We start from the raw sequence: 19,732 nt of genomic DNA on the forward strand, positions 1-19,732 counted from the left end.
CTGATCGCGTACGCTCGCCGGATGGCGAAGTATTTCGACGTGCACCCCGAGAACCCTCAGCGGCGCACCATCAGCACCGTGGCCGACAGCATCCGATCCGGCGCGCTCGTCGCGTACCCGACGGACTCCTGTTACGCCCTCGGATGTCAGCTGGGCAACCGGGACGGCCTCAGCCGGATCCGGTCGATCCGGAACCTCGACGACCGGCATCACTTCACCCTGGTGTGCCAGGACTTCGCGCAGCTGGGCCAGTTCGTCCACGTCGACAACGACGTGTTCCGCGCGATCAAGGCGGCGACGCCCGGCAGCTACACCTTCATCCTCCCCGCGACGAAGGAGGTGCCCCGCCAGCTGCTCCACCAGAAGAAGAAGACCGTCGGCGTACGGATCCCCGACCACGCCGTCACCCAGGCCCTGCTCGCGGACCTCGGCGAGCCGCTGCTGTCCAGCACCCTGCTCCTGCCCGACGAGGAGGAGCCGCTGACCCAGGGCTGGGAGATCAAGGAACGGCTCGACCACGTGGTGGACGCCGTGATCGACTCGGGCGACTGCGGCACCGAGCCGACCACGGTCATCGACTTCTCCAGCGGCGAGGCCGAGATCGTACGCCGGGGAGCGGGCGACACGGCGCGGTTCGAGTAGCCGGGCCGGAGGCCGGAGACCCCGCCGGGCGCTCTAGATGATTGATCCCAAGGGATAGCTGCGCGGATGCAGGCTCCTGTTCCTGGTGGCGGAAGCCCCATTGGGGCGACGCGATGGCAGCCGTCGAAGCGGGATGCGAGGCGGTTGCCCTCAGCAGTGCAGCGTGAACGAGGCTTCCCCGTGGGATCGGCCGTTGACCTGGAGCTGCACCAGATGGACACCCGGGTGGTAGCGCCGCGTGCTGATCGGCTTGAAGGAATGTCTACGGGTCGCGCGCCACGTCTCGCCGGGAGCCAGGGACCGCGTGGTGAGTTTGAAGACCTTGGAGGTGCGGGTCCCGTTGGCCTTCATATGGAGGACGACGTAGTCGACGACGAGGTGAGCGGTCTGATCGTGAGTGTTGGTCACCGAGTAGTCGAACAGCAGATAGTCGCCCACCCGGATCTCCGGGGTGTGCACGTGCGGGCCCTCGACAGCGACGGGACTGTCCGGAGAGTGACCGAGCAGCGTAAGGGCCCCCGCGTGGCCGGACTTGATCAGGGTCCGCAGGCCGTGCCGTACCAACCGGGTCGTCGTCGGCGCCGGGTCGCTCAGCCAGCGCGCCGCCACACCAGCGGCGAGGTCGGGGTGGTCACGGCTGATGTCGTTGAGGTGGTTGGCCACTGATCTGCGGACGTACTCGGAGTCATCCCGGTACAGCGCGTCGAGCAGGGGCAGCGCGGGTGCCGGATCCGCGATCAGCTCCGGAAGCTGGGGCGCCCAGGGCAGTCTTGGCCGCGTGCCCTCACTGGCCAGTCGGCGGACGTGGAGGTCGGGATGCGCGGTCCACGGCGTCACGACCCGCAGCGCGCGTTCCAGGTCAGCACGGAGGAAGGGCCGGACGGCGATCTCCGCGGTCAGGCGCGGGGTGAGTTCTGCCAGCAGGGCGAGCGCCGGTTCGAAGGCGTCCCGGCCCCGTACGGCGACGGCCTCGGCGACAGGGAAGATCATCCATCCGGTGAAATCCCTGTCCCGCAGTGCGGCGCGCAACACCGTCGCGAAGACCGGGTAATCCGCCGGAAGATCAACCAGGACAGCATCTCTGATCAGGGCGACACGCTCGGTGAAGCTCAGCCCGGCCAGGAGGGCGCCGCACCCCCGGGTCTCAAGCGCCGTGATCCCGCCACCGGCTCGCGTAAGGCATCGGGCGAGGTCGGCGACGGTGTCCGCGCTGAGCAGTTCGTCTGCCGAGGGCACAGCGTCATTCTCCTTGATCTCGGGGGCTACGCGGTATGCAGTACCTGAGCGTGCCGCATCTCGTGCACCGTGCCGATCCGGCTGAAGAAGCCCTGGGCCCGGGGGTCGGACGGCATCTCCTTGGCCGCGCGCTCAGCGACGGCGGCGGACGACCAGACGATGAAGTCCAGGACGGTGCCGTCGTCGAACTGGGCGAGGTGGGCGCCCTGGAAGCCGTCACCGTACTGCTCCTTGAGCAGCTCGACGAGCTGCTCCCGGTGGGCGGTGAGGGCGGCGAGGTCGTCGGTGTCGAACCTTACGTACTCGATGGTTGCACTCATGGCATCACCCTTCGTCGATTACGTGACTCACGGAGTTAGTGGATCAAACACGTGAGATGAAGTTATCACGGGTTCGCTGCCCTGAATCCAGTAGATTGAGGGGCATGACCATCCGGGACCTGCAGGAAATGCCGTGGATCGGCGAGGACCTGGTCCTCGACCTGGCCAACACCGTCGTCGTCGGCGCAGGCCCGGGGCGCGGCGACGTCGACTTCCTCGCCGACCGGGAACTCACCAGGCGATGGCGCGCCCGCGCCGCCGACCGCAGACTGGCCGCCCTCTCCTTGGAGGAGCTGGAACGGCTGCGTGGGTTGGTCCGCGACGCGCTGGACGCCACGGCCGGACAGCGGCCGCTCACCGACAGCCTCCGGAGCCGCCTGAACGAACTCGCCTCGTCCGCCCCCGTCGTCTTCCGGATAACCGGCGACGGCCTGCTCGCACAGCAGGAACAGGGTGGCGGCGCCGACGCCGTCGTCGCCCGCGAGACGCTCGTCCTGGCCGCGGGTCCAGACCGTCAGCGGGTGCGGCGCTGCCACGCCCCCAGTTGCGGCATGTTCTTCCTGGCCAGGCGCCGTGACCAGGCATGGTGTTCCCTCGGCTGCGGCAACCGGGCGAGGTCCACCCGGCGCCCGCCACGAGAAGCGGGAACCCACAGCTGATGAGACAAGGGAACCCAAAGTCAGGTTGTGACAACAGACTTGGACTCCCTCGCGACCGCACTCTATGCGGAGACCGACGACCTGCTGAAGGGTTCGCCGCAGCTTGCTCCGTGGCAGCCGGCGGTGGGTACCGCCCCGAAGCTCACCGACGCCGAGCTGGTCACGCTCGCGATGATGCAGGCCATGCTCGGCTTCACCTCCGAGGCCCGGTGGCTCCGCCATGCCCGCTCCCACCTGCGGCATCTATCCAGCCGACCCGGCCAGACACTGCTCGGCGACAAGAGCTCCTTCGGCCGTGACTTCGAACATCACCTGGCTGAGCAGGACATCCGGCTACTGCGGCCGGCCCGCAAGGGCGAGCCGGAACGGCCCGGCGCACCCCTGTTCAAGCCGTTGCGGCAGGTCGTCGAGTCAGTCAACGAAACCTTCAAGGGACAGCTCGATCTCGAACAGCATCGAGGACGCACGCCCGGCGGGGTCATCGCCCGCGTCATGCAGCGCCTCCTCGCGCTGACCGCAGCGATCTGGCACAACGACTACACGGGACAGCCCGTCCTGCGCTCACTGACCGCCTATGACCACTGACCCCTTGGAATCGATCATCTAGACGTCCAGGGGGCCGGGAGGCGGGGCGGGGTCCCGGGCCGTCGACGCGGCGGCGGGGCCCTCGTCGTCCTCCCGGCCGCCCGGGAACATCAGCCAGGCGCTCGCGGTGATCAGGCCCATGGAGGCCAGCCCCAGACCGAAGCGCAGCAGCCGCAGGCCGCCCCTCCATCCGAAAGGATCGCCGTAGACGATCCACAGGCCGAGGGACACCCCGGCGAGGAGGACGGCCACGGCGCAGATCCGACGCATCACCACGTTCATGACCCCATGTTCGCAGGGGACTTGACGGGCGCCGTCAGCGGGATGCGCCGAAGACCTGCGTCCACCAGGGACCGCCGGACGCGTCGTGCATGCCGACGCCGATCTCCTTGAAGGAGCAGTTGAGTATGTTGGCGCGGTGTCCGGAGCTGTTCATCCAGGACTCCATCACCTGGGCCGGGGTCCGCTGCCCCATGGCTATGTTCTCGCCGTACGTGCTCCACGCGTAACCGGCGTCGGTGACGCGCTCGCCGGGGCCCGCGCCGTCGGGGTTGGTGTGGTCGAAGAAGTCACGGGCGGCCATGTCCGCGGAGTGGCGCTGGGCGGCTGTGTCCAGTCGGCTGTTCTGGCTGACCGGGCCGCAGCCGTTCTTGCTCCGCTCGGTGTTGACCAGAGCGGTGACCTGCTGCGCGAAGGACGAAGGGGCCGCCACCGGCCGGGCGGGCGAGCTGGGCTTCGGCGGTACGGGGCGCGGAGACGGCTTGGCGGCGGTCCTGCTCGGGGTCGCCCGGGGTGTCTTCTTGGACGCCTTCTTGGACGGCGAGGCCGAGGCGCGGGGGGAGGCGGAGCGTGTCCTGGGCGGCGCCGACGTCGGCGAGGCCGGTGGCGTCGGGGCGACCACGGGCGGCAGGGCCGCCTCGGCCGCCGCCTGGGAACGCGTCGTTTCTCGTGCCTCCCCGGGCTCCAGCAGCGTGAGGACGGTGTATCCCCCTCCGCCCACCAGCAGCACCGCCGCCGACGCCGCGACAGCGCGCCGGCGCCGCATCCGCCGGCTGTGCCGCTCCTGGCGGCGTCCGGCGGGCCCGAGCCGGACGGGAGCGTCGCCCGGGAACGAGGCGGCGGCGCCCTGCGAGGAGGAGTCACCGTGCGCGGCGGCGAGGCCGACGGTGTGATGCTCGCCCGAGAGGGCCGCTCCGGCCAGCGCGGCGCTCACCGGAATCAGCGCCAGGCCGACCAGGAGTTTCTCCGCCGGCACCAGTTCCGCGCCGTACCCGGAGCAGATCGTGCAGTCGCGGGCGTGGCGGGCCAGCCGCTTGCGCCACAGCGTGGACGGCACCCCGTCCCAGGCGGCCAGGGCGTCGTCCAGCAGGACGCAGCGGGGCGCCGCCGCCAGGGCCCGTACGACCACCCGGGCCGTCTCCAACTGGGCCTTCATCCGCTGGACCCGCACCGCCGTGTGCTGCGGCGAGAGTCGCATCGCGTCGGCCACCTCGGCCCTGGTCAGCTCGCCCGCCGCCTCCAGCCACCACAGCGACAGCAGGGCCCGGTCGTCGGTGTCCAGCCAGCGCGTCGCCTCCGCCACCTCCCGGCGCTGCCCCGAAAGACCCAGGCGCACGATCGTCAGGTCCACGAAGTCAGCGCCGGGATCGGCCAGTTCGTAGGCCTCGTCCAGCTCGCCCCCGGTCCGGTCCGCCTGCCGGGCCTGCCAGCGGTCGCGTATCTGGTTCATCGTGATGGCCACCAGCCACGACCGGAAGTTCCCGGGATCACGCAGGGACCCCAGGCCGCCCAGCGCGCGGATCAACGTCTCCTGCACCACGTCGTCGACGTCGGCGTGCCCGCTCAGCGCCCGGCCCACGATGTTGTAGACGAGGGGCAGGTACGCGGTGACCAGCTCGTCCTGGGCCCGTTGGTCACCGCCCTGCGCCGCCCGGACCGTCGCGGCTTCGCGTTCGCTGCCCACACTCGGCTCACTTCCTCGGGCTGCGCCCGTTGCTCGTCTGTCCTGTCCGACACCAGGGAGACCTGGGCTGCGGGCAGCGGATAACAGAAAAGCAGACGCGATCCGGGACGGTTTACCGGGCCCGACCCGTGCCCCGGGGGGGGTCAGTCGTCGATACGGTCCATGACCCGGCCGAGGTCGACGAACTTGAACCCGGTCGCCTCGCGCCCCTCGGGGACCGACGGGGTGTCGTGGCCGTCCTGGACGACGAGCAGGCCACGCGGGTACCTGCTGCCGAGCGGGGCGTTGAGCACGGCCGCGCCGTCGCACTCCTCGGAGCCGTCGGCGGTGCGTCCCGCGGTGACGCGGAAGCCTCCCTCGTACTCGTTGTCGTCCTCGGGCTCCCGGTCGTACAGGGCGAAGGTGTCGTCCCCCTGGCTGGAGGCGAGGACGTACCCGTCGCCGTCGGGCTCGGTGAGCAGGGTCAGCCCCTCGACGTCGGCCGCCAGGCGCGTGCCGCCGAAGCCGGGGTCGGCGCCGGGGGCGCACTCCTCGGTCTCCTCGTCGTACACGCCCGGGACGCCGTACTCACGGACCTTGTCGACGAGCTTCGGCGTGCCGCTGAGATCGGCGCGCACGCGCCAGACGCCGACGTCCTCCTGGCCCGCGTAGAGCATGCCGTTGGCCGGGTCGACCACCATGCCCTCCACCTGGGGCAGCTCGCCCGGTTCGGCGCACGGCGTCCACGAGGTGCCGTCGGGGAGGCGGAAGGCGGACGGCAGGGTGAGGCTGCGGACCTTCCGGTAGGTGACCGTGCCGCCGGGGGTGGCGAGGAGCTCCAGGAGGGCCACCTCGGTGCGGTTGCGCCGGCTGGCCAGGGCGTAGGAGCGGCCGGTCGCCGGGTCGGTCCAGGTCGCCAGGCCGTACGCCGTGTGCTGGTCGTTGACCTCGTCCTGGCCGGCCGAGAAGACGCGGGGGGCGGCGGCGTCGGTGACGTCGGTGAGCGGGCCGCCGGGTCGGCGGCGGTCGATGCGGTAGACCCGCAGCCGGTCGTGGCCGCGGTCGCTGACCACCGCCAGGTCGGCGCGTCCGGCCGGCAGCCGCAGGCCGTGGACGAGGTCGACGTTGTTGAACCGGCCGGGCGCGTCGTCGGGGCCCGGCGCGGCGGGCGCGGGCACCGACTGCACCTGCCGGGCGTCGAGGTCGTAGACCCGCAGGCCGCCTTCCTTGGCGGTGGCGATCACCAGGCTGCTGTCCGGGTCCGCCGCGTCGCGCCAGATGGCGGGGTCGTCCGCGTTGGCGCTGCCGCCCGCCTCGTCGTCGTACAGCGTGGGCGTCTCGGCCTTCGGAGTGACGGCGGGCAGCGGCTCGGCGGCGTGCGTGCGGGCCTGGGCGGGCGCGAGCGCGGCGACCAGCGCCAGCGCCGTACCCACCGCAAGGGCCGCCGAACGGGCGGGACGGTTCGTGGTCACGAAGAGCTCCTCACTGTCGGGTACATGACGATCGCGGCGTGAGCATCCAACCACCGGGTGACCGCGAGCGGTACGGCGCACGGTGCCCGCGTGTGCGGGCGGTGAACTCGTCACGCCGCCGGCACGGGCCCGCGGTCCGGCCGGTCGGCTCGTCGCGGAAGACAACCGCCCGCGAACTGGTACATGTGAGATCTCGCCGATCGATATGACCCTTGTGTGGGGAGATGACGACTTGTCAGGGAGTTCCGTGAGTCCTCCGCGTCCGGCCCGGCGTGCGGAGCCCTTGCAGCGGCTGCTGTTCGGCGGTGTGTACGGAACGGTTCTGGCCAGTGCGCTGGCCGCCGCCCTGGAGAACGACAGCGGCCCGCCCAATCCGGGGTACGACGCCGCGTGGATCCTCGTCGCCGCCGTGGCCGCCGCCGCGTCGCACGGTTACGCCCACGCCCTCGCCCACCGGGTGGCCCACGACCCGGCGGTCACCAGCACGCTCCGGTCCGTCCTGGCGGAGTGGCCCCTGATGGTCGCCGTCCTGCCCACGGTCCTGATGCTGCTCACCGCGCAGGCGCGGTGGTGGAGCGAGAGTTCCGCCCTGGCTGCGGCGCTGGTGATCAACACCCTGGCGCTGTTCTGCTGGGGGCTGTGGGCCACCCGCGTGGCCGGGCGCGGCTGGGCGGCGGCGTGCCGGTCGGGCTGCGTGGACATGCTGTTCGGCCTGTTCATCATCGGCGCGAACACGCTGAGCAAGTGACGGCGGCACCCGGCCTTCCGGCGTCATGATGAACGCCCCATTGCGCGGGTGTGACAGGAGATTCGGAATGTGAGACGCCGGCGGAAGACGTACCGGCCGGGGTCGACGGCACGCTCAGCCGCACCGTGGAGGGCGACGACGCCTCGCACTACACACCCGCCGCTGCCTGATCCCGGCCGCCGGGGGCGGGCGCCGGACGTCCGGCGCCCGCCCCCGGCCGGTCCGCCGCGGTGCGCTGCGATGCCCCCGTGATGGGATGTACCGCATGATCGAGACGTCCCCGCGCGACCGCGTGGAGCGGTACTACGCCACCGTGCCGCTGCTGTTCGCCGAAGCCGAGGACTTCGGCTCCCTGCGCCTGTTCGTACGGAGGAAGCCGGGCGCCCCGTACTACGGCGGCCCGTCGCACGCCCGCCCCGCGCCGGCCGGCGCCCCGGACATCACCGACGCCGACATCGCCCGGGTGCGGGCCCGCCAGCGTGAACTCGGTGTGCCCGAGTCCTTCGAGTGGCTCGCGGAGGTCAACCCGGCGCTGCGGGCCCGTATCGAGGCGGCCGGCCTCCCGGTGGCGGAGCGCCCGCTGATGGTCCTCGACCCGCACCTTCCGCTGCCCGCGCCGACGCTGCCCGAAGGGGTCACGGTCCGCGTGGTCGACGCCGACGACCCGGCCCTGCCCGCCGTACTGGCCATCCCCCACCTCGCCTTCGCCGCCGAAGGCACCGCTGCGGGCACGGCGGGCCGGGCGGAGCTGACGGCGGTCGCCGCGCGGCTCACGGCGGACGGCACGGTGGCGACGGCCCTTCCCTCGCTGTACGCCGGCCACAAGACGCTCGTCGCCGCCTTCGACGGGGACGGCACCCCGCTCGCCGCCGGCCACTACCACCCGGCGGGCGGCGCCACCGAGATCGGCGGCATCGGCACCCTCCCGGCCGCCCGCCGCCAGGGTCTCGGCGCCGCCGTCATGGCGGCCGCGGCCGCCCACGCCCGGGACAACGGCGTGCACACCGTCTTCCTCGCCTACGCCGACGAGGCGGTCGCCCGCATCTACGCCCGTCTGGGCTTCCGCCGCGCCGGTGTCACCCTGCTGATCGCCGACCAGCCGGCCCGCGGCCAGTAACGGCGCCCCGGCCGCGCCCCGCGACGCGCACGCGGTGCGGTGGGCGTTCAGCCGGCCACCGGTCGCTGCTGGGTGGCGCAGTGGATGCCGCCGCCGCCCTCGGCGAGCATGTCGATGCCCACCTGGACGACGGTCCGCCCCGGGTGGAGGTCGCGGACGATCGACGCGGCACGGTCGTCCGCCCGGCGGTCGCCGAAGCGCGGGAGGATCACCGCGTCGTTGACCACGTAGTAGTTGACGTATGAGCTCAGGAACTCCGGTCCCCGCCGGCCGAGTCCGGCCGGCTCCGGCTCGGGCAGCTCGACGATCTCCAGACGCCTGCCGCGCGCGTCCGTCGCCGACTCCAGGACCGTGCGCGCCTGTGCGTGGACCCGCGTCCACACGTCCGGCCCGCTGCCGGAGGCAGGCCGGCCGAGCACGACGACGCCGGGCGCGGCGAACCGTGCCAGCGCGTCGACGTGGCAGTCGGTGATGTCCTCTCCGCGTACCCCCTTGAGCCAGATGACCTTGTCGACGCCGAGCAGTTCCCGCAGCGCGGCCTCGACGTCGGCGCGGGAACGGCCGGGGTTGCGGTTGGGGTTGACCAGCGAGCTCTCGGTGACGAGCAGCGTGCCCGCCCCGTCGGTTTCCAGCGAGCCGCCTTCCGCGGTGATCGGCGCGTCGGTGCGGGTGACGTGCTCCCGGGCGAGGAGGCGCCGCGCCACCCGGCCGTCGCGCCGGTGCTCCTGCTTGCCGCCCCAGCCGTTGAAGTGGAAGTCCACCCCGGCGAGGGCTCCGTCCTTCCCGGTGACGAAGGTCGGGCCGGTGTCGCGCATCCACAGGTCGTCCACCGCGACGGGCACGACTTCGACGGACGCCCCGCAGGCCCGCGCGGCCCGCGCCACGTCGCCGGGGGCCGCGAGCAGGGTGACCGGCTCGTACTCCGCCACGGCCCGTGCGATCCGGGCGACGTCCCGCCGGACGGCCGGGACGTCGTCCCGCCACGGCGAGTCCGACGGCGGCCACGCCATGTACGTGCGCGCGTGGCGCCGCCACTCGGCCGGCATCCGGTGCCCCGCCGGACCGGGGGCCGGTGCGGTGCGCCGCCCGTCCGGACCGTGGCCCGGCGGCGGCGCGCAGGCCGGTGTCAGGAAGCCGGCTCCCGCGAGTGCGGCGGCCGTACCGGACCTGAGCAGGGCCCTTCGCGAGCGCTCCGTCACCATGGTCTCCCACCCCAAGAGGTATTCCCGGTTCGTCGCCGGGGCGATTCCTGACTGAAATTTCAGTCAGGACGGTCAGGCTAGCACTCCCCTGCCGGTACGGTGAGGGACTGTGCCAGACCGCCGAACCTTGATCCTTCAGGCCGCCACCCGCGTCATCGCCCGGCGCGGCGTGCGTGGCCTGCGCGTGGAAGAACTGGCGGCGGAGGCCGAGGTCTCGACCGCGCTCATCTACTACCACTTCGGCGACCGCGCCGGGCTGATGCGCCGCACGCTGGAGTTCATCAGCGGGCGCGCCGAGCGCTACACCGAGCCCTCCGCGTCCGTGGACCGCGATCCGCGCGCGCGTCTGAAGCAGATGCTGCTGCTCGAACTGCAGGAAGTTCCCGCCGTGGTGGAGAACAGCATCGCCTGGGGCGAGCTGCGGGCCACCGCCGTCTTCGAGTCCGAACTGCGCGAGCAGATCCGGGACTCGACGCAGGAGTGGAACGCGTACGCCGCCGAGCTCATCGGCCGGGCGCAGGAGGCCGGCACCGTAGACCGCGAGGTGAGCGCCGCCGACGCGGCCGAGCGCCTGACGACCCTCGTGGAGGGCCTCAGCGAACGCTGGCTCAGCGGCTCGCTCTCCCTGGAACGCGCCCGCGCACTGCTGCGGGGCGCCTTCGCCGCCGAGCTCCGCCCGCCGGTACGACCGGATCCGGCCACCGCCGACGGCTAGGACACGACCCCCGCGCTCAGGTCTCCGCCAGCGGTACGTCGTCCACGGCGGCCGCACCGGGAGCCGGCCCGGCCGCCGGGTGCGTGACCCGGATCTTGGACTGGCCGTGCGGCAGCCGCTCCCAGTCGTCCATGAAGCGGGCGTCGAGGCCGTGTTTCGCCGCCAGCCGGACCAGCGTCCCGGTGCGGTAGTAGAAGTCCTCGCGCAGCACCTGGTGTTCGGCTCCCTCCGTACGGTCGAAGGTGAAGTCGAAGAAGCCGCCGGGCGCCAGCACGCGGCCGACGTGCGCCAGGCATTCGTCGATGACCTGCGGCGGGGAGTGCGAGAAGACGCTGTGGGCGTGCACCACCGTGAACCAGCCGTCGGGCAGGAAGTCCAGCTTCAGGTCCGCGACCGGCGTCAGGTACGGCAGCTTCGCCTGGAGCCCGTAGGCGACCAGGGTCTTCTTGGCCTCCATGAGGATGTCGGGCGAGATGTCGATCCCGTAGTAGTGGCCGGGCTCCAGGTACTCGATGAACCGCCATCCGGCGCGCAGGTTGCCGCAGCCGATCTCCAGCATCCGGTCCCGCGGCTTCAGTCCGTGCCCCACCAGGTAGTCGTACTGCATCTGCCCGATGGCCAGCCAGCGGTCGCGCGAGGGACCGCCGCCGACGGCCGCCTCCGGGCTGCGCGCCGTGTCGGACGCCATCACCGCCCGGTAGTACGCCACATGGCTCCCCCGATGCCGCAGCCGCAGCCAGCCGTCCCGCCCCGCCCGGCGCAGATGGGGAACGACGCGCTCCGGGTGCCTCAGGGCGTACCGCACCTGGTGGGCGAGACGTGAGCGGTTCGCCGACAGACGTGAAGCGGGTGTCTGCTGCATGACGGCCTCCGTGCCATCGATGGGCCTGCCCCCTGTCGGATGCTAACCACGGCCGCCGGACCGCGCCGCCTCACTCGTTCGGGAGAACCGCTGCGCCGAGTGCCTCCCCCGCGTGGTGGCCCGGGTGCGACCGCCCGCAGCGTGAGGGAGACGGGGCCGGGGAACCGTCAGCCGCCGTACCCCCGAGCGAGGCCAGGTCATGTACGAGAGACGCTTCGTCACCGGCACGCCGGTCCGTGTGCCGGTCGAAACGCACGAGCGCCGCTCCCCGGACGGCGCGTCCGCGCGGCCGCTCCCCCTGCTCGCCGCCGTCGCCACCGCCTTCGCCCTCGTCCACCTCGCCCTGGTCGCCCCCGGGCTGGGACTCGGCTGGGACGAGACCGTGTACGTCAGCCAGGTGAGCCCGCAGGCACCGGCGGCGTTCTTCAGCGCGCCCCGGGCCCGGGGCATCACCTACCTCGTCGCGCCGGTCGCGGCGGTGACCACCTCGGTCGCGGCGCTGCGCCTGTACCTGGCCGTACTGGCCGGCGGCGGCCTGTTCCTGGCGCTGTGGGTGTGGCGACGGCTGCTGCCCGCTCCGGTGCTCGCGGTGGCGGGGGCGCTGTTCGCGAGCCTGTGGGTCACGATGTTCTACGCCGCGCAGGCGATGCCGAACCTCTGGGTCGCTTACGGGGCCCTCGCCGCCACGGGGTGCTTCCTGCGGGCGGCCCGCGACCCCGGCGACCGCCGGGCGCTGCTCGGCACGGGCGCCGGGGTGGCGTTCGCCGCGCTGATGCGGCCGACCGACGCGGTGTGGCTGGTGCTGGCCCTCGCCGTGGCCGCCCTGGTGCTGCCGCGTGCGCGGCGCAGGGTCTTGCCGGTCGTGGTGGCGGCCGCGGGCGTGGCGCTCGGCTGCGCCGAGTGGGTGGTGGAGGCGTACGTCCACTACGGCGGTCTCGGCGCCCGGCTGCGGCGGGCCAGTGAGATCCAGGGGCACCTCGGCTGGTACTTCGCCGTCGACGACCATGTGCGGGCCCTGGGCGGCCGGGCGCTGTGCCGGCCCTGCGACGTGCCCTGGCGCCACCCTCCGTCCGCGCTCTGGTTCTTCGCGCTGCCGCTCCTGGTGGCCGGCGGTGTGCGGGCCGCCGGGCGCGCCGGGCGGCGGGTGCCGATCGTGCTGGCCACGGGGGTGGGCGCGGCCCTCGCCGCGCCTTACCTGTTCACCGTCGGGTACGCGGCTCCGCGCTTCCTGCTCCCGGCGTACGCCCTGCTGGCCCTGCCCGTGGCGCAGTGCCTGGCCGACGCCTGCAGGCCCCGGGCGCGGTGGCGGCGTACCGCGGCCGGGGTCGTCGCCGTGGCCGTCGCCGCCCATCTGGCGGTCCAGTACGCGGTGGTCGACTCGGTGGCGGACCGGGTACGCCGCGACACCCGCGACCTCACCCGGATCGCCGCGGAGCTGCGGGCTCTGGGGGTGCGTCCGCCGTGCGTGGTCAGCGGCGAGGAGGCGGTCCGGGTCGCGTTCCGGACGGGGTGCGCCTCCCGCCAGCCCGGCGGTCACGACGGGAGCACCACCCCGCGCGCCCTGGCCGCCACGGCGCTGCGCCGGCCCGTCGCGGTCCTGGTCTCCGCCGGGGCCCGGCCCCCGGCGTACGCCCGCGACTGGCGCGTCCACCCGCTCCCCGACCTGGGGCGGCGGACCGGCTTTCGCGCGTACGTGGCGGGCGCGACGCCGCCGGCCCCGGGGTGGCGCCCGGCCGGTGCCACGCGCTGAGCGCTGCCGGCCTCGGCGGCGTCCGTCCCCCCGCTTCCGGGCGGGCCAGGACTCAGGACACATCCATTGCCCGGTGCCGGCCGTTGTACGAGCGACCGGATTCCTCACCTGGCCGCCCCCTGGGGCGTTTGGAGTATCCATTGAAAACCGACATCGGGGCCGTTCTGCGCGTCGCGGGAGTGGCGGTCACCGCCGGAGCCGTCCTGACGGCCGGGCCGCTCTCCGCCGCGGCGCAGGCCGACACGCCCGGGCCTCCGACGATCGCCGCGAAGGGCGGCTTCGTGATGAACAACGGCACGGGCAGGACGCTCTTCGCCAAGTCCGCCGACAAGCGCCTTCCGACCGGGTCCACCGCGAAGATCATGACGGCCCGGGTGGTCCTCGCGCAGCGGAACCTCAACCTGGATGCCAAGGTCACGGTCCAGAAGGCGTACAGCGACTACATCGTCGCGAAGACCGCCTCCTCGGCCCGGCTGATCGTCGGCGACAAGGTCACCGTCCGTCAGCTGCTGTACGGCCTCATGCTCCCGTCGGGCTGCGACGCGGCGTACGCCTTGGCCGACAAGTTCGGCAGCGGCCCCACGCGAGCGAAACGGGTGCAGTCGTTCATCGGCCGGATGAACGCGACCGCCCGGACCCTGGGGCTGCGCAACACGCACTTCGATTCGTTCGACGGCATCGGGAACAAGGCGAACTACTCGACGCCGCGCGACCTCACGAAGCTCGCCTCCGACGCGATGAGGTACCCGCTGTTCCGCACGGTGGTGAAGACGCGGTCGACCAAGCAGAAGGTCACCACCCGCAACAACGGCTACCGCTACATGGCGTGGACCAACACCAACCCCCTCCTCGGCACCTACGCGGGCACCATCGGCATCAAGACCGGCTCGGGCCCCGAGGCCAAGTACTGCTTGGTGTACGCCGCCACCCGGGGCGGCAGGACGGTCATCGGCACGGTCCTCGCCTCCACCTCCCAGGCCAACCGCGCGGCGGACGCGAGGAAGACACTGGACCACGGCTTCAAGAAGTAGCCGGGGCGGCGGGGGCGGCAGCTGCGCCCCCGCCGCTTCCGACGTCCCGGTTCCGCGCCCGGCTGCGTACCCTGGGAGCAGGACGTCCTGCTCCGCCCGGGGAGGTTCGCATGGCCGGCGGTCACCGCTTTCACCTCGATCGGGACGGGCATTCGATCACCGTCCAGGTCGGGCGGCCCCACGAGGGCATCGAGCTCCTGGTGGACGGCAAGGTCGTCGCGTACCAACGGGGCCGCGTCAAGAGCGTCATGATCCTGAGCGCCGAGCTGCCGGAGGACCCGCCGCGGCCCTTCCGCATCTTCCTGGAGGACATGGGCGGCGAGCTGTTCTGCGCGATGGAGGTCTCCGGCTCCCGGATCCTCATGCCGCAGGTACCCCTGTGGCAGCCGGGCGCCCCCCGCTCGGCGGGCCCACCGCCGCCGGCCCGCGCACCACGTCCGCTGCGGCGCCTGCGGAGGTTGCTGCGGCGCCTGTGACCGGTCCGGGGGCGCGTGTACGGCGGGAATGCCGGCGGGCGCGGTGCGCCCGCGCCCTTTACGGAGCCGTGGATTCCAGCAGGGCGACGAGGCCGCGGGCCGCCGGGCTCGTGGCCTCATCGTGCGGGAGCGCGGTCACGCTGCTGTACGTCAGCCGTCGCGCGCCGGCCAGCGGAACGGCCCGCAGTCCCGCCGCCTCCGGCTTGCGGGTGAAGTGCTGGGGGACGAGCGCGACGCCCAGCGACTCCCGGACCAGTTCCAGCAGGCTGTGGACGTCGTTGACCTCCAGCGACACCTGCCGCCCGACCCCGGCGGCGGCGAACGCCGCGTCACCGACCCTGCGCGGTCCCCAGTCGGAGTGGAAGTCGATGAAGGGCTCGTCGCGCAGCTCGTGCCAGGAGACCTCCTCGGCCCCGCCCAGCACGTGCTCCGGGTGGCAGAGCAGCAGCATCGGCTCGTCCGTGAGCGGCAGGGTCCGTACGTTCCGGGGCGTGTCCCCGCAGTCGATGGCGAAGGCCAGGTCGAGCCGCCCGCTGCCGACCTCCTCGATGAGCTGCGCCGAGCCCGCCTGCCGCAGCCGGATCTCGACCTGCGGATGCCGCTGGTGGAAGCGCGCGAGGAGCCCCGGGACGTGCACCCCCGCGATGCACTGCTCGGTGCCGACGGTGAGCGTGCCGCGCAGCAGGCCCTGGACCGCGGCCACCGCGTCCCTGGCGGCGCGGGCCGCCGCGAGGGTGCGGCGCGCCTCGGACAGCAGGGCGCGCCCCGCGTCCGTCAGGCCGACCGAGCGGGTGGTGCGGGCGAACAGCGCGGTGCCGAGCTCCCGCTCCAGCTCCCGCACGGACGCCGAAAGGCCGGACTGCGACACCATGAGCCGTTGCGCGGCCCGGGTGAAGTGGCACTCCTCGGCCACGGTGACGAAGTGCTCCAGGTGTCTCAGCTCCATATTCAGAAGAGTAGCTTCTCAAAGTGTTCGGATTCTTCTGTTGGACGGGATGGCGGGGGCCCGGCAGGCTGGGAGGGCGCACGCGCGCCGCGCGGCGTTCCCCCGCCGAAACCGCACTCCTCAGAGGAGACCCTTCGTGTACTCCGCACACTCCGGCCGCTACGACGCCATGCCGTACCGCCGGGTCGGCCGCAGCGGCCTGAAGCTGCCGGCGCTGTCGCTCGGCCTGTGGCACAACTTCGGCAGCGACCGCACCCTGGACACCCAGCGCGAGATCCTGCGGTGCGCCTTCGACCTCGGAGTCACCCACTTCGACCTCGCCAACAACTACGGGCCGCCGCCCGGTGAGGCCGAGCGCGTCTTCGGCCGGCTCTTCGCGGAGGACTTCGCGCGCCACCGGGACGAGGTCGTCGTCTCCACGAAGGCCGGGTACCTGATGTGGCCCGGCCCGTACGGCGAGTGGGGATCGCGCAAGTACCTGCTCGCGTCCCTCGACCAGAGCCTGCGCCGGACGGGTCTCGACCACGTCGACATCTTCTACTCGCACCGGTACGACCCCGACACCCCGCTCGAAGAGACCATGGGCGCACTGCACTCCGCCGTCCAGCAGGGCAAGGCGCTGTACGCGGGCGTCTCCAACTACCCGGCCGAGCAGACCCGTGCGGCCGCGACGATCCTGCGGCAGCTCGGCACGCCCCTGCTGATCCACCAGCCCCGCTACTCGATGCTGGACCGCGCTCCCGAGGACGGCGTGCTCGACGCGCTGCGGGAGGTGGGGGCCGGCGCCGTCGCCTACTCGCCCCTCGCCCAGGGCCTGCTCACCGACCGCTACCTGGAAGGGGTCCCCGAAGGCTCCCGCGCCGCCGGTACGAGCCCGTTCCTGACGGCGGACGCGGTGACCGCTCCGCTGGTGTCGCGCCTGAGGTCGCTGAACGAACTCGCGGCAGAGCGGGGCCAGTCGCTGGCCCAGCTCGCGCTCGCCTGGACGCTGCGCGACGAGACGGTGGCGTCCGCGATCGTCGGGGCGAGCAGCGCCCGGCAGCTGCGCGACAGCGTCGAGGCCGCCGGCCGGCTGAAGTTCGGCGACGACGAGCTGCTGCGGATCGAGGCGATTCTCGCCGAGGACTGAGCCGTCGCGGGCGACGAGGGCGCGGGTCAGCTCCCTCAGCCGCTCCCGGGCGCCGGGGCCGTACGCCTGCTCGTGCGCCCGGCGGGCCCCGTGACCCGGTCGGCGCGGCTTCGTAACGCTCACCGGGTGCGTTCGTTGACCGTCGGGAACGTTCCTGCAACAGAGGTGGGCACATGAAACTCCGGTCAGCCGCCGCGGCCGCGGCACTCAATCTCCTGGTATTCGGCAGCGCCGCCTCGTCGGCCCAGGCCGCGGGCCCCGAGCAGGCCGCTCTGGGGGCTTCGGAGGCGCTCACCAAGGCCTCGCTCGACCTCGGGTTCTGGGCGGACCGGCAGACGTCGGCGGTGCTGGGCCCGGGGCCGATCATCGACGAGAAGACGTCCAGGAACACCGCGTCGGCCCTCGGCCTGGACCGGCGGAAGGTGGAGTAGGAGCGTGGCCTCGGCGGCCGCGCCCCTCCGGGGGGAGCCGCGACCGACGGCGCCACCGGTCGCCTGCCTGCGCTGCGCCGCTCGCACCCGCCGGCGCGGCCCGGCGGTCGCGGGGACGGGACTACCCTGGGTGCAGGGGTCCTGCGGCACGGGAGCAGCCGATGCGCGAGAACACACGGGGCCAGGACGAACGGCAGCGTCCCGGGGCCGCCCCTCCCTCGCCGCAGGCCCGGCGCCGCGCGTACCGGCTGAGGCATCTGCTGGCGTCGGTCCACATGCCGCTGTACCTGGCCCTCGCCGTGCTGTTCGGCGTATGGGCGTGGGGCTCCCAGGCAGGCTTCGCACCGAGCCCGTGGGCGCTGGGAGCCATCGCGCTGCTGTTCGCCGTGCTGGCCCTGCTGGCGCTCGCCGACGCCGCTGTCATCAGGGACCACCGCCGTCGCCGGGGCGTGCGCCGCTGACGCGTCCGGGGCGGCGCGGCCGATGCGTCCGCGAGGCGCCGTAACCTGCGGCGGATCGGCGCGCCTCGGCCATGGAATGTTCAAGACCGCGCCAACAGATCACAAGCGTGAACCTCGGGCCAGAGGTTGACCGTTACGTTCCCCCTCGTGACCTTCAATCGACACGCACCCTCCGCGCCGGTGAGCACCGTGCGCCGCTCATTCCTGCGAGCCGCGGTAGCCGCAACCGCCCTCGTCGGCACGGGACTTGGGGCAGGCGCCGCGTCCGCCGCCGACGCGTCCCCGGCCAGGACGACGAGCACGCCGCGCACCCCCGACGAGGTGCTGCGCGCGCTGGCCGCCGGCAACCGCCGGTGGCGGACGTTCCAGCAGCGGCATCCGCACGAGACGCCCGCCGTGCGCCGGTCGCTCGCGTCGGGTCAGAGCCCGTTCGCCGTGGTCCTGGGGTGCGTCGACAGCCGTGTGCCGCCGGAACTCGTCTTCGACCAGGGGCTCGGCGACCTCATGACGGTGCGCTCGGCGGGCGAGGTCCTCGACGAGGCCGTCCTGGGCAGCATCGCGTACGGCGCTCTGGAACTGGACATACCGCTGATCCTGGTGCTCGGCCACCAGTCGTGCGGCGCCGTGTCCGCCGCCGTGCACGCGGACGAGACGGGAGAGGAACTACCCGCGCACATCCAGTACTTGGCCGATCAGATACGTCCGGCCATAGACCACGGGCAGCACGGCGCCGCCCGTATCGACTCCACCATCACCCGCCACGTAGGCATGGTCCGCTCGCGGCTCGCGGCCGACCGCGACCTGGCGGAGCGGGTCGCCACCGGCAGGCTCGCCATCGCCGGGGCGCGGTACGAACTGACCACACAGCGCGTCCACGTCCTCACCTGACAGCGGTCGCCCGCGCGCTCACCGGTACGGTGAGAGCTTCCCCGCAGGGAGGTTCGAGCCGTGTCCCCCGACAGCGTGTTGAGCATCGGCGAGCTGGCCGAGCGTGCGGGCGTCACCGTCAAGACGGTCCGCTTCTACTCCGATCGCGGTCTGCTGCCCGAAACCGCCCGCAGCTCCGGGGGGCACCGCCGTTACGGCCCCGAAGCCCTCGACCGGCTGCACCTGATCCGCTCCCTGCGCTCCCTCGACGTGCCGGTCACGGACGTGGGCCGGATCCTCGGCCAGGAGGGCGCGCTGGAGGACGTCATCGCGGGCCGGCTCAGCGAAGTCGGCTCGCAGTTGACCGCGCTGCGCTGGCGGGAAGCCGCGCTCCAGCTGCTGCGGGACTGCGCCGCCGAGGAACGCGCCGACCGGCTGCGTCTCGTCGGCTCCATGGCCTCGCCGCCCAGCACGGCCGCCCTCGTGCGCTTCTGGCGGCGCTGGCTGCCGCCGCGCCTCCCGGCGCGCCTGGTCTCCGCCATCCTCGAACAGGCCGTTCCGCAGCCGCCGGCCGACCCGGCCCCGGCCCAGGTGCTCGCCTTCGCGCGGCTGCACGCCTTCGCCTCCGGCGTCCATCCCGGCGCCGGCCACTGCCAGCCGGCGGCGCACCGGTCCGGCCCGGGCTCGCGCCCCGCCGTGCTCTACGACGGCCTCCGGGAGGCGTACGCGCTGGCGGCGCCGCACGTGCGGGCACGGCGCCCGGCGCGGGAGGGCGAGGCGCTCGACTGCTTCGTGGCCTCCTACGCCCGGTCGAGCGGTGCGCGGGACACCCCGGCGTTCCGTCGCGGCCTCGCCCGGCAGCTCGCCGCCGAGGCCCGCATCGACCGTTACTGGCAGCTCACGGCCGAAGTCTCCGGCTCGCCGGAACCGACCCCCGGCGCCGCCGACGACTGGCTCCGTACCGCGCTGTACGCCGAAGTCTCCCGTACGGACCTCTGATCGGGCGTCCGGGGGGCCCTCACGCGTCCACCGAGGGCGGTCGGTCACGGCAGTCGGCCGCCCCGTATCTTCGCTGTACCACAACTGGCGCACCGAGCGGCGAGAGCGACCTGCAACGGCTGGAACTGGGCGCCCAAGGGCT

At 73.1% G+C, this 19,732-nt stretch carries 22 protein-coding genes; 14 read left to right on the plus strand and 8 right to left on the minus strand.

Translation table 11 applies throughout. The features are described 5' to 3' along the window. Positions 1 to 21: 21 nt before the first annotated feature. Entirely contained in the window at positions 22 to 642 is a 621-nt protein-coding gene (locus tag IE185_RS09525) for an L-threonylcarbamoyladenylate synthase (RefSeq protein WP_138893828.1), read from the plus strand. 150 nt (positions 643 to 792) lie between these two features. On the opposite strand, the gene IE185_RS09530 is transcribed toward IE185_RS09525, so the two are convergent. Both IE185_RS09530 and IE185_RS09535 read right to left on the minus strand, forming a co-directional pair. Continuing rightward, entirely contained in the window at positions 793 to 1,878 is a 1,086-nt protein-coding gene (locus IE185_RS09530) for a DNA alkylation repair protein (RefSeq protein WP_138893827.1), read from the minus strand. Positions 1,879 to 1,904: 26 nt separating this feature from the next. Further along, positions 1,905 to 2,198 (minus strand): DUF1428 family protein, encoded by a 294-nt coding sequence (locus IE185_RS09535; RefSeq protein WP_138893826.1) that lies wholly within the window; start codon positions 2,196 to 2,198, stop codon positions 1,905 to 1,907. 104 nt (positions 2,199 to 2,302) lie between these two features. Between IE185_RS09535 and IE185_RS09540 the strand changes: the two genes are divergently transcribed. Both IE185_RS09540 and IE185_RS09545 read left to right on the plus strand, forming a co-directional pair. Next, entirely contained in the window at positions 2,303 to 2,857 is a 555-nt protein-coding gene (locus IE185_RS09540) for an ABATE domain-containing protein (RefSeq protein WP_138893825.1), read from the plus strand. Positions 2,858 to 2,884: 27 nt separating this feature from the next. Continuing rightward, entirely contained in the window at positions 2,885 to 3,442 is a 558-nt protein-coding gene (locus tag IE185_RS09545; protein WP_138893824.1) for a hypothetical protein, read from the plus strand. 18 nt (positions 3,443 to 3,460) lie between these two features. Here the strand turns inward: IE185_RS09545 and IE185_RS09550 are convergent, their stop codons facing one another. From IE185_RS09550 to IE185_RS09560, 3 genes are all read right to left on the minus strand, one after another. Then, entirely contained in the window at positions 3,461 to 3,724 is a 264-nt protein-coding gene (locus IE185_RS09550; protein WP_138893823.1) for a hypothetical protein, read from the minus strand. A 34-nt stretch (positions 3,725 to 3,758) separates the two neighbouring features. Next, entirely contained in the window at positions 3,759 to 5,405 is a 1,647-nt protein-coding gene (locus IE185_RS09555) for a sigma-70 family RNA polymerase sigma factor (RefSeq protein ID WP_138893822.1), read from the minus strand. Positions 5,406 to 5,548: 143 nt separating this feature from the next. Then, positions 5,549 to 6,856, minus strand: a complete 1,308-nt coding sequence (locus tag IE185_RS09560; RefSeq protein WP_138893821.1) for a phytase — start codon at positions 6,854 to 6,856, stop codon at positions 5,549 to 5,551. 247 nt (positions 6,857 to 7,103) lie between these two features. Between IE185_RS09560 and IE185_RS09565 the strand changes: the two genes are divergently transcribed. Both IE185_RS09565 and IE185_RS09570 read left to right on the plus strand, forming a co-directional pair. Next, a complete protein-coding gene (locus tag IE185_RS09565; protein ID WP_229843418.1) occupies positions 7,104 to 7,604 on the plus strand; it encodes a hypothetical protein in 501 nt (166 codons plus the stop codon). Positions 7,605 to 7,869: 265 nt separating this feature from the next. Further along, a complete protein-coding gene (locus IE185_RS09570; protein ID WP_138893819.1) occupies positions 7,870 to 8,721 on the plus strand; it encodes a GNAT family N-acetyltransferase in 852 nt (283 codons plus the stop codon). Between the two features lie 47 nt (positions 8,722 to 8,768). Here IE185_RS09570 and IE185_RS09575 read toward each other — a convergent pair whose 3' ends face one another. Next, entirely contained in the window at positions 8,769 to 9,923 is a 1,155-nt protein-coding gene (locus IE185_RS09575; protein ID WP_138893818.1) for an agmatine deiminase family protein, read from the minus strand. Between the two features lie 109 nt (positions 9,924 to 10,032). Between IE185_RS09575 and IE185_RS09580 the strand changes: the two genes are divergently transcribed. Next, on the plus strand, positions 10,033 to 10,638 hold the full coding sequence (locus IE185_RS09580) for a TetR/AcrR family transcriptional regulator (RefSeq protein WP_138893817.1): 606 nt from the start codon (positions 10,033 to 10,035) through the stop codon (positions 10,636 to 10,638). 16 nt (positions 10,639 to 10,654) lie between these two features. On the opposite strand, the gene IE185_RS09585 is transcribed toward IE185_RS09580, so the two are convergent. Next, positions 10,655 to 11,500 carry a class I SAM-dependent methyltransferase gene (locus tag IE185_RS09585; RefSeq protein ID WP_138893816.1) on the minus strand — a complete coding sequence of 282 codons (846 nt, stop codon included), beginning with the start codon at positions 11,498 to 11,500 and terminating at the stop codon, positions 10,655 to 10,657. A gap of 199 nt (positions 11,501 to 11,699) precedes the next feature. Here IE185_RS09585 and IE185_RS09590 point away from each other — a divergent pair, with 199 nt between their 5' ends. From IE185_RS09590 to IE185_RS09600, 3 genes are all read left to right on the plus strand, one after another. Next, on the plus strand, positions 11,700 to 13,250 hold the full coding sequence (locus IE185_RS09590) for a glycosyltransferase family protein (protein ID WP_229843419.1): 1,551 nt from the start codon (positions 11,700 to 11,702) through the stop codon (positions 13,248 to 13,250). Positions 13,251 to 13,390: 140 nt separating this feature from the next. After that, positions 13,391 to 14,281, plus strand: a complete 891-nt coding sequence (locus IE185_RS09595; protein ID WP_189714992.1) for a D-alanyl-D-alanine carboxypeptidase family protein — start codon at positions 13,391 to 13,393, stop codon at positions 14,279 to 14,281. A 110-nt stretch (positions 14,282 to 14,391) separates the two neighbouring features. After that, the gene (locus tag IE185_RS09600; RefSeq protein WP_138893815.1) at positions 14,392 to 14,757 is read left to right on the plus strand and encodes a hypothetical protein; all 366 of its coding nucleotides are present in this window, start codon (positions 14,392 to 14,394) and stop codon (positions 14,755 to 14,757) included. Between the two features lie 58 nt (positions 14,758 to 14,815). On the opposite strand, the gene IE185_RS09605 is transcribed toward IE185_RS09600, so the two are convergent. Further along, positions 14,816 to 15,703, minus strand: a complete 888-nt coding sequence (locus IE185_RS09605; protein WP_138893814.1) for a LysR family transcriptional regulator — start codon at positions 15,701 to 15,703, stop codon at positions 14,816 to 14,818. 136 nt (positions 15,704 to 15,839) lie between these two features. Here IE185_RS09605 and IE185_RS09610 point away from each other — a divergent pair, with 136 nt between their 5' ends. The 5 genes from IE185_RS09610 to IE185_RS09630 all read left to right on the plus strand — a co-directional run bounded on the left by IE185_RS09610 (position 15,840) and on the right by IE185_RS09630 (position 19,590). Further along, positions 15,840 to 16,832: an aldo/keto reductase gene (locus IE185_RS09610; protein WP_138893813.1), complete on the plus strand. Its 993-nt coding sequence runs from the start codon at positions 15,840 to 15,842 to the stop codon at positions 16,830 to 16,832. A gap of 173 nt (positions 16,833 to 17,005) precedes the next feature. Then, a complete protein-coding gene (locus IE185_RS09615) occupies positions 17,006 to 17,263 on the plus strand; it encodes a hypothetical protein (protein ID WP_138893812.1) in 258 nt (85 codons plus the stop codon). Positions 17,264 to 17,424: 161 nt separating this feature from the next. Beyond that, positions 17,425 to 17,724, plus strand: coding sequence for a hypothetical protein (locus IE185_RS09620; RefSeq protein ID WP_138893811.1), 300 nt, complete (start codon positions 17,425 to 17,427; stop codon positions 17,722 to 17,724). A gap of 147 nt (positions 17,725 to 17,871) precedes the next feature. After that, positions 17,872 to 18,612, plus strand: a complete 741-nt coding sequence (locus IE185_RS09625) for a carbonic anhydrase (RefSeq protein WP_138893810.1) — start codon at positions 17,872 to 17,874, stop codon at positions 18,610 to 18,612. Positions 18,613 to 18,672: 60 nt separating this feature from the next. Continuing rightward, positions 18,673 to 19,590: a helix-turn-helix domain-containing protein gene (locus IE185_RS09630; protein ID WP_138893809.1), complete on the plus strand. Its 918-nt coding sequence runs from the start codon at positions 18,673 to 18,675 to the stop codon at positions 19,588 to 19,590. Positions 19,591 to 19,732: the final 142 nt, after the last annotated feature.

The sequence above is a fragment of the Streptomyces chryseus genome (assembly GCF_014650755.1).
Classification (GTDB): domain Bacteria; phylum Actinomycetota; class Actinomycetes; order Streptomycetales; family Streptomycetaceae; genus Streptomyces; species Streptomyces chryseus.

Bases quoted from the DNA above. Each gene is read 5' to 3' on its own strand.
- IE185_RS09605 (WP_138893814.1), bottom strand. From the start codon at position 15,703: ATGGAGCTGAGACACCTGGAGCACTTCGTCACCGTGGCCGAGGAGTGC.
- IE185_RS09570 (WP_138893819.1), top strand. From the start codon at position 7,870: ATGATCGAGACGTCCCCGCGCGACCGCGTGGAGCGGTACTACGCCACC.
- IE185_RS09540 (WP_138893825.1), top strand. From the start codon at position 2,303: ATGACCATCCGGGACCTGCAGGAAATGCCGTGGATCGGCGAGGACCTG.
- IE185_RS09620 (WP_138893811.1), top strand. From the start codon at position 17,425: ATGCGCGAGAACACACGGGGCCAGGACGAACGGCAGCGTCCCGGGGCC.
- IE185_RS09600 (WP_138893815.1), top strand. From the start codon at position 14,392: ATGGCCGGCGGTCACCGCTTTCACCTCGATCGGGACGGGCATTCGATC.
- IE185_RS09575 (WP_138893818.1), bottom strand. From the start codon at position 9,923: ATGGTGACGGAGCGCTCGCGAAGGGCCCTGCTCAGGTCCGGTACGGCC.
- IE185_RS09535 (WP_138893826.1), bottom strand. From the start codon at position 2,198: ATGAGTGCAACCATCGAGTACGTAAGGTTCGACACCGACGACCTCGCC.
- IE185_RS09585 (WP_138893816.1), bottom strand. From the start codon at position 11,500: ATGCAGCAGACACCCGCTTCACGTCTGTCGGCGAACCGCTCACGTCTC.
- IE185_RS09615 (WP_138893812.1), top strand. From the start codon at position 17,006: ATGAAACTCCGGTCAGCCGCCGCGGCCGCGGCACTCAATCTCCTGGTA.
- IE185_RS09590 (WP_229843419.1), top strand. From the start codon at position 11,700: ATGTACGAGAGACGCTTCGTCACCGGCACGCCGGTCCGTGTGCCGGTC.
- IE185_RS09525 (WP_138893828.1), top strand. From the start codon at position 22: ATGGCGAAGTATTTCGACGTGCACCCCGAGAACCCTCAGCGGCGCACC.
- IE185_RS09550 (WP_138893823.1), bottom strand. From the start codon at position 3,724: ATGAACGTGGTGATGCGTCGGATCTGCGCCGTGGCCGTCCTCCTCGCC.